The sequence below is a fragment of the Arthrobacter sp. Leaf69 genome (assembly GCF_001422645.1).
In the GTDB taxonomy this organism is placed as follows: domain Bacteria; phylum Actinomycetota; class Actinomycetes; order Actinomycetales; family Micrococcaceae; genus Arthrobacter.
Map to the genome: position 1 here is coordinate 24,451 of NZ_LMLR01000017.1, position 13,094 is coordinate 37,544.

Consider the following 13,094-nt stretch of genomic DNA (forward strand, 5'->3'; position numbering starts at 1 on the left):
CAGGTCGGTGAGCAGACTGGTCACGGACAGGCCGGGCAGCGAACAGGCGGTCAGCCACGGACCTGGACCTGGCGGGCACCGAAGGCTTCCAGTGCCTCACCGGTGAGCCGGAACGTGGACCATTCGTCCATCGGGCTGGCACCCAGCTTCTTGTAGAAATTGATGGACGGTTCATTCCAGTCCAGGACGCTCCATTCGACGCGGGCATAGCCGCGCTCGACGGCGGTCGCGGCCAGGTGCTGCAGCAGCGCTTTTCCGTGGCCTTCGCCCCGGGCCTCGGGACGGACGTAAAGGTCCTCGAGGTAGATGCCGTGGACGCCCTCCCAGGTGGAGTAGTTCAGGAACCAGAGGGCGAAGCCGCGGATCTCCCCGGCTTCGTTCTCGGCCATCGCGGCGAACACCCGCGGGTTCTCGCCGAACAGGACCTCGGTCAGCATCTCCGGGGTGTTCCGGACGGCGTCCGGCTCCTTCTCGTAGATGGCCAGGTCATGGATCATCTGCAGGATTGCGGGGACATCGTTCGCCGTCGCCGGCCGGATTACACTCATTGTCCGAGTTTACAAGTTGTTCGGGTCAACACGTGGTGCGGGCGCACACGGTGTCCGGCCGCACAGGCAGTCCGGCGGCTGCCGGATCCCGGACGGCCTAGAGCCGGTTCACGTCCGTCACCTTCACCACCGCGGTGCCGGTCTCGTCCGACGCCGCGAGGTCCACTTCGGCCGAGATGCCCCAGTCGTGGTTGCCGGCCGGGTCCTCGAAGATCTGCCGGACCTTCCATGTCCCGGTGTCCTCGGTGATGATCAGCAGGCCCGGGCCGCGGGCGTCCGGGCCGGTGCCGATGTCGTCGTGCTCGTCGAAATAGTCATCCAGCGCGTCTTCCCAGCGTTCTGCGTCCCAGCCGGACCCGGCGTCGAGCTCGGCCAGGGCAGCGGCGTCCTCGTCCGCGAAGAGCTCCACCCGGCGGAACATCTCATTGCGGACCATCACGCGGAAGGCGCGGACGTTGGAGGTCAGCGACGGCGGCGGGGGCGGGGGAGCGTCGTGCGGCGTTGGAGCCTTGCCGGACGTGAGCTCCTCCCACTCATCCAGCAGGCTGGAGTCGACCTGGCGGACCAGTTCGCCGAGCCACGCGATGAGGTCTTCGAGGTCTTCGCGGAGGGCGTCCTGCGGGACGGTCTGCCGCAGCGCCTTGAATCCGTCGGCAAGGTAGCGCAGCACGATGCCCTCGGAGCGGGCCAGGCCGTAGAACTGGACGAATTCGCCAAAGTTCATGGCGCGCTCGTACATGTCCCGGACCACCGACTTCGGCGCAAGCTCAAAATCGCCGATCCAGGGCGCGGCCCGGCGGTAGACCTCGAAGGACTCACCCAGGAGCTCCGCCAGCGGCTGCGGGTAGGTGACCTCCTCCAGCATGGCCATGCGTTGGTCGTAGTCGATCCCGTCCGCCTTCATCGCGGCGATCGCCTCGCCGCGGGCCTTCTTCTGCTGCGCGGAAAGGATCTGCCGTGGCTTCTCGAGCGTGGATTCGATCACGGACACCACATCGAGGGCGTACGACGGCGACTCCGGATCCAGCAGGTCCAGCGCCGCGAGGGCGAACGGGGACAGCGGCTGGTTCAGGGCAAAGTTGGCCTGCAGATGGACCGTGAGCCGGACGGTGCGGCCGTCGGTGCCCTGCTCCTGCAGCGGGATGCGCTCCACGACACCCGCGGCCAGCAGTTCGCGGTAGATTCCGAGTGCCTTCTTCATCAGCTGCAACTGGGAAGAGCGCGGCTCATGGTTTTCGGTGAGAAGCCGGCGCGCGGCCTTGAACGGATCACCCGGCCGTTCCATCAGGTTCATCAGCATCGCGTGCGTCACGGTGAAGCTTGACGTCAGCGGGTCCGGGGCGGACTCCACCAGGCGCTGGTAGGTCGGTTCTCCCCAGGACACGAAGCCCTCCGGGGGTTTCTTCTTGACCACCTGGCGGAGCTTCTTCTGGTCGTCGCCGAACTTGGCCGTGGCCTTGGCCATCGCCTTGACGTTTTCCGTGACATGCTCCGGGGCCTGCACCACAACGGTGCCCGCGGTGTCGTAGCCGGCCCGCCCGGCGCGGCCGGCGATCTGGTGGAATTCGCGGGAGTTCAGCAGCCGGGTGCGGACGCCGTCGTACTTGCTCAGAGCGGTCAGCAACACGGTGCGGATAGGGACGTTGATGCCCACGCCGAGGGTGTCGGTCCCGCAGATGACCTTGAGCAGCCCGGCCTGGGCGAGCTGTTCCACCAAACGGCGGTATTTAGGCAGCATGCCGGCATGGTGCACGCCGATGCCGTGCCGGACCAGCCGGTTGAGGGTCTTGCCGAACCCGGCGGCGAAACGGAAACCGGCGATCAGCTCGGCGATCTTGTCCTTCTCCTCGCGGGTGCAGACGTTGATGCTCATCAGGTTCTGGGCCCGGTCGATCGCCTCCACCTGGCTGAAGTGCACCACGTAGACAGGAACCTGCTTCGTCGCGAGGAGCTCCTCGAGGGTCTCGTGGACCGGCGTCTGTTCGTAGTAGTAGTGCAGCGGGATGGGTCGTTCCGCCGAACTGACGGTCGTCGTCGGGCGGCCGGTCAGTTCGGTGATTCCGGCTTCGAAGCGGCTGACGTCGCCCAGCGTTGCGGACATCAGCAGGAATTGGGCCTGGGGGAGTTCCAGCAGCGGTACCTGCCACGCCCAGCCGCGCTGCGGGTCGGAGTAGAAATGGAATTCATCCATGATGACGGCGCCGAGCTCGGCGGCGGCGCCTTCGCGGAGGGCGATGTTGGCCAGGATTTCCGCCGTGCAGCAGATGATGGGAGCGTCCTGGTTGACGCCGGAGTCGCCGGTGATCATTCCGACGTTCTCGGCGCCGAAGATCTCGCACAGGGCGAAGAACTTCTCCGAGACGAGGGCCTTGATCGGTGCGGTGTAGTAGCTGCGCTGGCCGCGGGCCATGGCCTGGAAATGCGCGGCAATGGCCACGAGGGATTTCCCGGAGCCGGTGGGGGTCGCCAGAATAACGTTGGCGCCGGCGGCGAGCTCCATGATGGCCTCGTCTTGGGCGGTGTACAGGGCCAGCCCGCGGGTTTCCGTCCACTCGACGAAGCGGGTGTAGAGCTCGTCCGGGTCAAGGCCGGTCCGGCCTGGGACTCGCGCGGCCGGGGCGGGGAGCTGATCAACAAGTTTCATTGCCCCCAGCTTAGTGGCCCGCTTGGTGGCCGGCGCCCGGGCGGCGGGGCCGGAAGCGCCGGGTGCGCCGGGACGACGCGCGCTGTGGTCGCGCGCCTCCATGGCCGCCGTCCCGGCCGGGGTTAGGCTTCGGACGTCGCCCCGTTCGCCACTGACCGGAGGAAAGCCGTGAAATGGGATCCCGCCACGTACGTGCAGTTCGGGGACTACCGGGACAGGCCGTACTTCGACCTGACGGCCCGGGTCCATGCGGACGCTCCCCGGCACGTCGTCGACCTCGGCTGCGGTCCCGGGAACCTGACGGCCACCCTTGCCGAGCGGTGGCCCGCGGCGGAGGTCACCGGCCTGGACTCGTCAGCAGAAATGCTGGCCCAATCAGCGGCCCACGCCGAACGGCTGCCCAACCTCTCCTTCGGGCCGGCGGACATCGCCGGCTGGATGCCCTCGGAAGACACCGACGTCGTCGTCACCAACGCCGCCCTGCAGTGGGTTCCCGGCCACCGGGACATGCTGGCGCGCTGGCTCGCCGCGCTCACGCCCGGAGCCTGGTTCGCGCTGCAGGTGCCCGGCAACTTCAACGCCCCCTCGCACGCCCTGATGCGCGGGCTGGCGGACTCAGCGGAATGGAGGGGCCGGCTGGCCGGTGTGCTCCGCCACGATGACGTTGTGGGCGGACCGGAGGACTACTTGAACATCATGCTCGACGCCGGCTGCGATGCGGACGCGTGGGAGACCACGTACAGCCAGCTGCTCGCCGGCCCGAACCCCGTCCTGGAGTGGGTCCGCGGCACCGGGCTCCGGCCTGTTCTCGCCGCGTTGTCCGCCGAGGATGCCCGCGAGTTCGAGGCCGAATACTCGGAGCGGCTGGCCGGGGCCTACCCGGCCGGGCCGTACGGCACCGTGTTCCCGTTCCGGCGGATTTTCGCCGTGGCCCGCAAACGGGAATGACCCCCGGACCCGGCCCGGTCACGAGGACGGCCGCGGCGTGACAACCGAGCACGGTGTGATCGTGCTTACAATGACCGGGCAGCGTGGGGGCGGCTGCCTAGGCAAAGCTGGATCCGTGCCCTGACCTAGCAATGGAGGTTCGGTGCTTATTGGCCTGTTGGGCCGGCTGCTAGCCGCCCACAAAGGGACGGTGCTGGCCATCGTTCTCCTGCAGCTCGTACAGACCACTGCAACCCTCCTCCTCCCCACCCTGAACGCGGCCATCATCGATGACGGCGTCGTCGGCGGCCAGATCCCGGCGATCCTGCGCCTGGGCTCCTGGATGGCCGCGATCGCACTGGTACAGGTGGCTGCCGCCATCGCCGCCGGCTACCTGGGCGCCGTCGCGGCCATGGAACTGGGCCGTCAACTGCGCGAGGAACTGTTCGCCAAAGTGCAGTCCATGTCATCCCAGGAAGTCGGTGCGTTCGGCGCGGCCAGCCTCGTCACGAGGGCCACCAACGACGTCGCGCAGATCCAGAACCTCGTTGTCCTCATCTTCACGATGCTGGTCGCCGCGCCCGCCATCTTCGTCGGCGGCATTCTGCTGGCCATCCACCAGGACGTCGTCCTGTCCGGCATCGTGATCGCGGTGATTCCGGTCCTTGCGGTGATTATGGTCCTGATCGTTCGCCGCCTCGTACCGCTCTACCGGCAGGGCCAGGACCTCATTGACCGGGTCAGCCGGATGCTGCGGGAGCAGATCATCGGCGCCAACGTCATCCGCGGCTTTGTGCGCCAGGGACACGAAATCCGGCGCTTCGACGTGGTCAACAAGGACCTGACGCAGAACAACCTGCGGTCCGCGCTGCTGGTCGCCGGCATGATGCCGCTGATCATGCTTGTGGTGAATCTGTCCTCCGTCGGTGTCGTCTGGTTCGGCGGGCACCGGATCCAGTCCGGCGAGATGCGGCTCGGCGCACTAACGGCATTCATCGCCTACATCCTGCAGATCCTCATCGCGATCATGATGGCGATGTACGTCTTCATGACGGCCCCGCGCGCGGCGGCCTGCGCCGAGCGGATCCAGGCGGTCCTCGACACGGCGCCCGCGATCACGGACGGCCCGGGCAGCGACGCACCCGAGGGCAACGCCGTGGAGTTCCGGAACGTCTCCTTCGCGTACCCCGGGGCCGAGGCACCGGTCCTCGACGGTGTCAGCTTCACGGCCGCTCCAGGGACCGTGACGGCTGTCATCGGCGCCACGGGGAGCGGCAAAACAACGCTGCTGAATCTGGTGCCCCGGTTCCTGGCCGCCACCGGCGGGCACATCAGCATCGGAGGATGCGATGTTCGGAGCCTGACCCTGGACGCCTTGCGGAGCATGATCGCCGTCGTACCCCAGCACTCGTATCTGTTCTCCGGGACGGTAGCCGAGAACCTGCGGATGGCCGCCCCGGCGGCGACCGACGACGATCTCTGGCGCGTGCTGGGCAGCGCGCAGGCAGAGGAGTTTGTCCGGAAGCTGCCGCAGGGGCTGGAAGCGCCGGTGAGCCAGGGCGGCACGAATTTCTCCGGCGGCCAGCGGCAGCGGCTGTGCATCGCCCGCGCGCTGCTCCGTGAGGCTCCGGTGTACTTGTTCGACGACAGCTTCTCGGCACTGGACTACGGCACCGACCACCGGCTCCGCGAGGCGATCGGGCCGCTGCTCCGCACGGCCACTGTCCTGATCGTCGCCGAACGGGTCGCCACGATCGTGGACGCCGGGCTGATCCTGGTTCTTGAGGACGGCCGGCTGGTGGCGCAGGGGACACACCAGCAGCTGATGGACACGTCACCGAGCTACCGGGAGATCGCTGCCTCCCAGCTGGTGCTGGAGGAGACCCTGTGACCCCGGAACAGGCGCTCGACGCCGGCGCGGACGCTCCCGCACGCGACGCCAGGGACCAGCCCCTGGTGGACACACCGTCCGGCGGGCGCACCGAGGCCCTCCCGGTGGTGCCCCAGGAGGAGGCACCGACGGGCGGCCGGTTCCGCTGGCGGACCGCCGGCCGGCTGCTCGGTCTGCTGCGGCCGTCGGCGTGGCGGATGGCCGGCGTCATCGCCGCAACGTGCGCGTTTGTGGTGCTCAACGTGGCGGCACCGAAACTCCTGGGCGACGCCACCGACGTCGTGGTTGCCGGAGTGGTCGGGGGTTCCTTCAACGAGGAGGAACTCGCCGCGCTGCTGGCGGGCGTGTCCGTCATATATCTTGGGGCCTCCTTTTTCAGCTGGATCCAGGGCGCACTGACCGCCGTCGCCGTGCAGCGGCTGAGCTACGGGCTGCGGGCCTCCGTGGAGGAGAAGCTGCATGTCCTCCCGTCCGGCCATTTTGACGAACAACACCGCGGGGACGTGCTGAGCCGCGCCACCAACGACGTCGACAACATCGCCCAGGCCCTCAACCAGCTGCTCAACCAGCTGATCATGTCGCTGCTGATGCTGTCCGCGGCGCTGGCCATGATGCTGTGGCTGTCGCCGGTCCTGGCCCTGATCGCGCTGGTCTCCGTCCCGGTGTCCACGCTCATCACCGTCCTTGTGGCCAGGAAATCCCAGGCCCACTTCACCGAGCAGTGGGGGAGCACGGGCGAGCTGCACGCACAGCTGGAGGAGTTCTTCACCGGCCACGAGGTCCTCAAGGCCTTCGGGCGGCAGGAGACGGCCGCGTCCCGGTTCAAGGACGGCAACGACAAACTGTGCCGTGCCAGCGCCCGCGCGCAGTACGTGTCCGGCGTGGTGCAGCCCCTCATGGTCTTCGTGTCCAACCTCAACTACGTCGCCGTCGCCGTCGTCGGGGCGCTCCAGGTCCTGGCCGGCGCCATGACCATCGGCGGCCTCCAGGCCTTCATCCAGTTCAGCCGGCTCTTCAGCCAGCCAATGGGCCAGATCGGCGGCATGCTGACCCTCATGCAGTCGTGCCTCGCCTCGGCCGGGCGGGTCTTCGAACTCCTGGACGCCCCGGAAATCCCGGGGGAGCCCGCAATGGGCCCCGAAGCCGCTCCAGGCACCCGTCCCGGCCCCGGCAGCGCCGCCGCGCCGGCCGGCACCGCCGGCCGGGTCGCCTTTGAACACGTCACCTTCGGCTACAGCCCGGCTGCCCCGGCGGTCCGGGACCTGTCCTTCACCGTGGAACCCGGGCAGACCGTGGCGGTGGTAGGCCACACCGGCGCCGGCAAAACCACCGTCGTGAACCTGCTGATGCGGTTCTACGAACTCGACTCCGGACGGATCAGGGTCGACGGCACGGACATCACGGATCTGCCGCGGGATACCCTGCGGGCCAAGTTCGGCACCGTGATGCAGGACGCCTGGCTGTTCAGCGGCAGCATCCGGGACAACATCGAGTACGGCTGCCCCGGCGCAGGCGACGCCGAGATCGTAGCCGCTGCGCGCGCCAGCCACGTGGACCAGTTCGTCCGTGCCCTGCCCGGTGGCTACGCCACGATGCTCGGCAACGACGGCGACTCGCTGAGCCGCGGCCAGCGCCAGCTGATCTCCATCGCCAGGGCGCAACTGGCCGGGCGCAGCATCCTGGTCCTCGATGAGGCCACAAGCTCCGTTGACAGCCGCACCGAAGTGCAGATCCGGCAGGCGATGCAGCGGCTCAGGCAGGGTCGCACGAGCTTCGTCATTGCCCATCGTTTGTCCACCGTCCGGGACGCTGATCTAATTCTGGTCATGGACCAAGGACGGATTGTTGAGCAGGGGACCCATCAGCAGCTGATGGCAAAGGGCGGGCACTACCTTAAACTGTACGAGGCGCAGTTCGCCCGCCGCGAACAGCCCCAACGTGACCAGGAGCCCGGACAGTGAGCCCCACCGAAACACCAGCAACATCGGCAACACCGTTTCCCGGCTCTTGGCGGCCGAATCCCGGCAGCACCGTGCCCCTGTTTGAGCAGCTCCGGCTCAACATCATCGAACGCGCCGACAACGGGACCCTGGCCCCCGGGACCAAGCTCCCCGCCGTCCGGAACCTCGCCGGCGAGCTGGGCGTCGCGCCCCACACCGTGGCGCGCGCCTACAAGGAACTGGAGGCCGCCGGCGTCGTGCTGACCCGGGGCCGGAACGGGACGGTGGTGTGCGCCCGGGACGAGGCCTGGAGCTCACTTTCCGCTGCCGCCGCCGATTTCGCCGCCGCGGCCAAGGCCCAGGGTGCCAGCTTCGCCGAGGCCGTGCAGCTGCTCGCCGCGGCGTACGACCGCGAGTAGCCCCCGCTAACATATCGGCCTGCGTTCTCCGGCGCGGGACACAGCCGGGAATGGATATTCGAAGAAGTTTTCGATTAGCATTGGTAGCGTGCCTAAAGCCGTAGCTGAAGATCCAGCCGTTGATGCCCCCGCCGTTCATGCCCCGGCCACCGTTGATGCCCCCGCGAAACCGGCGTCCGCAAAACCGGGCCGCGGAGCCGAATCCCGCCCGGCGGTGACACGCCCGGACATGTCCCGGCTTGTGGTCAAGGGCGCGCGCGAACACAACCTGCGCAACGTGGATCTGGACCTGCCGCGCGACTCCATGATCGTCTTCACCGGCCTCTCCGGCTCGGGCAAGTCATCACTCGCGTTCGACACCATCTTCGCCGAGGGCCAGCGCCGCTACGTCGAGTCGCTCTCCGCCTACGCCCGGCAGTTCCTGGGCCAGGTGGACAAGCCCGACGTCGACTTCATCGAGGGCCTCTCGCCCGCGGTGTCCATCGACCAGAAATCCACCAGCAAGAACCCGCGCTCCACCGTGGGCACCATCACGGAAATCTACGACTACATGCGCCTCCTGTGGGCCCGTGTCGGCCGCCCGCACTGCCCCGTGTGCGGCGAGCCCGTCACCAAGCAGACACCGCAGCAGATCGTGGACCAACTGCTGGAACTGCCGGAGGGAACCCGCTTCCAGGTGCTTGCCCCGGTGGTCCGCGGCCGCAAGGGCGAATTCGTTGAACTTTTCAAGGAACTCACCGCCAAGGGCTATTCGCGGGCCCGGGTCGATGACAAGCTGATCCAGCTGAGCGATCCCCCCAAGCTCGGTAAGCAGTTCAAGCACACCATTGAAGTGGTGGTGGACCGCCTGGTGGTCAAGGAAGGCATCAGCCAGCGCCTCACCGACTCGGTGGAAACCGCCTTGGGCCTGGCCGAAGGGCGGATCCTCGCCGAGTTCGTCGACCTCGACGCCGACGATCCCGAACGGATCAGGGCTTTCTCCGAGCACCTTGCCTGCCCCAACGAGCACCCGCTCGCGATCGACGAGATCGAACCCCGGTCCTTTTCCTTCAACAACCCCTTCGGCGCCTGCTCCGCCTGCAGCGGCATCGGCACCAAGCTGGAGGTTGATGAGGAACTCATCATCCCCAACGGGGAACTGTCCCTCGCGGAGGGGGCCATCGCACCGTGGTCCCTCGGCACCGCCACCACCGAGTACTGGAACCGGTTGCTTGGCGGGCTCGCCAAGGAACTCGGCTTCTCGATGACCACCCCGTGGGACAAGCTCTCCGAGGACATCCGCCAGACCGTGCTGCACGGCAAGGACCACAAAGTGGTGGTGCAGTACCGCAACCGCTTCGGCCGGGAACGCAAATACAGCACCGGCTTCGAGGGCGTCATCCAGTACGTCCACCGCAAACACCTTGAAACGGATTCGGACTCTGCCCGCGACCGCTACGAGGAATACATGCGGCAGATCCCGTGCCCGGCCTGCAACGGCGCGCGCCTGAACCCGGCGTCGCTCTCGGTGCTGATCAACGGCAAGTCCATCGCCGCCGTCGCCGCCCTGCCGATGCGCGAATGCGCCCACTTCCTGGACAACCTCGTCCTCACCGGCCGTGAAGCCCAGATCGCGAACCAGGTCCTCAAGGAGATCCAGGCCCGCCTGACCTTCCTGCTCGACGTCGGCCTGGAGTACCTGAACCTGGAACGCCCGTCCGGCACGCTGTCCGGCGGCGAAGCGCAGCGCATCCGGCTGGCCACCCAGATCGGCTCCGGCCTCGTTGGCGTGCTGTACGTCCTGGACGAACCGTCCATCGGGCTCCACCAGCGGGACAACCGACGCCTGATCGAGACGCTCACCCGGCTCCGGGACCTCGGTAACACCCTGATCGTGGTCGAACACGACGAGGACACCATCCAGGAAGCCGACTGGGTGGTGGACATCGGACCGGGAGCCGGCGAACACGGCGGCATGGTGGTGCACTCGGGTTCCTACAAAGAGCTGCTGGAGAACACCGAGTCCCTCACGGGCGACTATCTCTCCGGCCGGAAACAGATCGAGATCCCCAAGAAGCGCCGCAAGTACGACAAGAAGCGCGAGCTCAAGGTCGTGGGCGCCAAGGAGAACAACCTCCTGAACGTGGATGCTACCTTCCCGCTGGGGCTGTTCACCGCGGTGACCGGCGTCAGCGGCTCCGGCAAGTCCACCCTGGTCAATGAGATCCTCTACAAGGTCCTCGCCAACAAGCTCAACGGCGCCAAGCAGGTGGCGGGGCGGCACAAGTCGATCAAGGGCCTCGAGCACCTCGACAAGGTGGTCCACGTCGACCAGAGCCCGATCGGCCGGACCCCGCGGTCCAACCCGGCGACCTACACGGGTGTCTTTGACAACATCCGCAAGCTCTTCGCCGAAACGACCGAGGCAAAGGTTCGCGGCTACCTGCCGGGGCGGTTCTCCTTCAACGTCAAGGGCGGCCGCTGCGAGGCGTGCTCCGGCGACGGCACACTGAAGATCGAAATGAACTTCCTGCCGGACGTCTACGTGCCCTGCGAGGTGTGCCACGGCGCCCGGTACAACCGCGAAACGCTGGAAGTCCACTACAAGGGCAAGACGATCGCCGATGTCCTGAACATGCCCATCGAGGAAGGCGCGGAGTTCTTCGCGGCCTTCTCACCGATCGCCCGGCACCTCCGGACCCTCGTCGACGTCGGCCTCGGTTACGTCCGGCTGGGCCAGCCCGCCACGACGCTCTCCGGCGGCGAGGCGCAGCGCGTCAAGCTCGCCGCGGAGCTGCAGAAGCGTTCCAACGGCCGTAGCGTCTACGTGCTGGACGAGCCCACCACGGGCCTGCACTTCGAGGACATCCGGAAGCTGCTCCTGGTCCTCCAGGGCCTCGTGGAAAAGGGCAACACGGTCATCACCATCGAGCACAACCTCGATGTCATCAAGAGTGCGGACTGGATCGTCGATCTGGGTCCCGACGGCGGCTCCGGCGGCGGTCGCATTGTCGCTTCGGGCACGCCCGAACAGGTCGCAAAGTCGACAGAAAGCCACACGGCAGCGTTCCTGGCCGACATCCTGGGCTGAAAGGTGCGGGCCCGGTGCACCGCGGAGCCTGCCGCGGATGCACCGGCCTGCCGGGCGGCGACATATTCCCGCTGCGGCATGCGAGTTTCTGGCATCCGTTCAGTCGTGAGAAACTAGGCCGGTGACCCAAACAACAGTGCCCGTGATCTTCGACCTGGACGGCACTCTTGTCGATCCGGCCGGTGGAATAACCGACGGAATCGCAGCGGCCCTCACGGAGCTCGGACTCGGCGTTCCCGGCAAGTCCCGGATGGACGCCATGATCGGACCGAAGCTCAGCCATTCCCTCACGGACATCGCCGGGGTCCCGGCCGATCAGCTCGACGACGCCATCCGGATCTACCGCGCGCACTACCTCGCGACCGGCATTGCCCAGAGCCGGCTCTATCCGGGGATCCGCGCCCTGCTGGAAGCCTTCGTCGACGCCGGACGGCCGATTGCCGTGGCCACCCAGAAGCCCGAAGGCATCGCCCGGACTGTCCTGGAGCACCACGGCATTGCCTCCATGTTCCATACGATCCGCGGCTCGGCCGCGGACGAGGCAGCAGCGGCCGGAGCGCCTTCGGGGAAGGCCGGGATCGTGGCCGCTGCCCTGGCGGACCTTTCGACGCACCACGGCCTGGACACGCAGCATGCCGTTATGGTGGGGGACCGCGCACAGGACGTGGCCGGAGCAGCTGCCAACGGCCTCGACTGCATCGGCGTAGGCTGGGGTTTTGCTCCAGACGGGGAACTGGACGCGGCGGGCGCCGTGGAGATCGTGCACAGCAGCCTGGCCCTGCACGAGACCATTGCGCGGCGGGACGCCGTCCACAGCAACGCAGTGAATTCCGTGGCCGCGAATCCCGGCGCTGTGAGTCCCAAGACAGCGAATCCGAACCTTACGACCGAAGCCGAAGACGAGGTGCACACCGATGGCAATGTTTGATGCAATCCGCTGGACCACGCGGGGCCTTGTGTCCTCGACCTGCCGGCCCACGGTCATCGGACTGGAGAACGTGCCCAAGGAGGGCCCGTTCATTGTGGCACCCAACCACCTGTCCTTCCTCGACAGTGTGATCGTGCAGGCGCTGATGCCGCGCCCCGTGGCCTTCTTCGCCAAGGCGGAGTATTTCACCACCGGCGGCGTCAAGGGCAAGGTGATGAAGTCCTTCTTCGAAGCGGTCGGATCCATCCCGGTGGAACGCGGCGAGCAGGCCGCCAGCGTTCAGGCGCTCAAGACCCTGCTGGAAATCCTCGACTCCGGCAAAGGCGTGGGCATCTACCCGGAAGGCACCCGCTCGCGGGACGGCATCCTCTACCGCGGCCGCACCGGCGTGGGCTGGCTGGCCCTGACCACGGGCGCGCCCGTGATCCCAGTGGGGCTGATCGGCACCGAAAACCTGCAGCCCGCGGACAGCAAATCGGTCAAGCCGCAGCACTTCACCATGAAGGTCGGAGAGCCGCTCTACTTTGACAAGACCGGGCCGGACCATTCCCTCCCCGCGCGCCGCCAGGCCACGGACCGGATCATGGACGCCATCGCCGGGCTCAGCGGCCAGGAACGCTCCACAAGCTACAACCAGAGCAAAGCCACCGACTAGCGTCACCTCCCGACACGGCCCAGGCACCGGCAGCAGCACTGCCCTGGACACACTGCCCGGAACGCAGTGCCC

The 13,094-nt window shown here is 67.4% G+C and carries 9 protein-coding genes; 7 read left to right on the plus strand and 2 right to left on the minus strand.

Annotated features, from left to right (window positions below):
• Nucleotides 1–50: 50 nt before the first annotated feature.
• Nucleotides 51–548 (minus strand): GNAT family N-acetyltransferase, encoded by a 498-nt coding sequence (locus ASE96_RS18440; protein ID WP_056433935.1) that lies wholly within the window; start codon nt 546–548, stop codon nt 51–53.
• Nucleotides 549–645: 97 nt separating this feature from the next.
• On the minus strand, nt 646–3,192 hold the full coding sequence (locus tag ASE96_RS18445; protein WP_056433938.1) for a DEAD/DEAH box helicase: 2,547 nt from the start codon (nt 3,190–3,192) through the stop codon (nt 646–648).
• A gap of 168 nt (nt 3,193–3,360) precedes the next feature.
• Between ASE96_RS18445 and ASE96_RS18450 the strand changes: the two genes are divergently transcribed.
• From ASE96_RS18450 to ASE96_RS18480, 7 genes are all read left to right on the plus strand, one after another.
• On the plus strand, nt 3,361–4,140 hold the full coding sequence (locus ASE96_RS18450) for a trans-aconitate 2-methyltransferase (RefSeq protein WP_056433941.1): 780 nt from the start codon (nt 3,361–3,363) through the stop codon (nt 4,138–4,140).
• Nucleotides 4,141–4,282: 142 nt separating this feature from the next.
• Nucleotides 4,283–6,010: an ABC transporter ATP-binding protein gene (locus tag ASE96_RS18455; protein WP_056433944.1), complete on the plus strand. Its 1,728-nt coding sequence runs from the start codon at nt 4,283–4,285 to the stop codon at nt 6,008–6,010.
• 197 nt (nt 6,011–6,207) lie between these two features.
• Nucleotides 6,208–7,971, plus strand: coding sequence for an ABC transporter ATP-binding protein (locus tag ASE96_RS18460; protein ID WP_082492856.1), 1,764 nt, complete (start codon nt 6,208–6,210; stop codon nt 7,969–7,971).
• The gene (locus ASE96_RS18465) at nt 7,968–8,369 is read left to right on the plus strand and encodes a GntR family transcriptional regulator (RefSeq protein ID WP_056433947.1); all 402 of its coding nucleotides are present in this window, start codon (nt 7,968–7,970) and stop codon (nt 8,367–8,369) included. Before ASE96_RS18460 ends, ASE96_RS18465 begins: the two co-directional genes overlap by 4 nt.
• 229 nt (nt 8,370–8,598) lie before the next feature.
• A complete protein-coding gene (uvrA, locus tag ASE96_RS18470) occupies nt 8,599–11,439 on the plus strand; it encodes an excinuclease ABC subunit UvrA (RefSeq protein ID WP_442853916.1) in 2,841 nt (946 codons plus the stop codon).
• 121 nt (nt 11,440–11,560) lie between these two features.
• Complete coding sequence (locus ASE96_RS18475) at nt 11,561–12,367, plus strand: HAD hydrolase-like protein (RefSeq protein WP_082492851.1); 807 nt, start codon at nt 11,561–11,563, stop codon at nt 12,365–12,367.
• Nucleotides 12,354–13,022: a lysophospholipid acyltransferase family protein gene (locus ASE96_RS18480; protein WP_056433952.1), complete on the plus strand. Its 669-nt coding sequence runs from the start codon at nt 12,354–12,356 to the stop codon at nt 13,020–13,022. The genes ASE96_RS18475 and ASE96_RS18480 overlap by 14 nt, the downstream gene beginning before the upstream one ends.
• Nucleotides 13,023–13,094 lie beyond the last annotated feature (72 nt).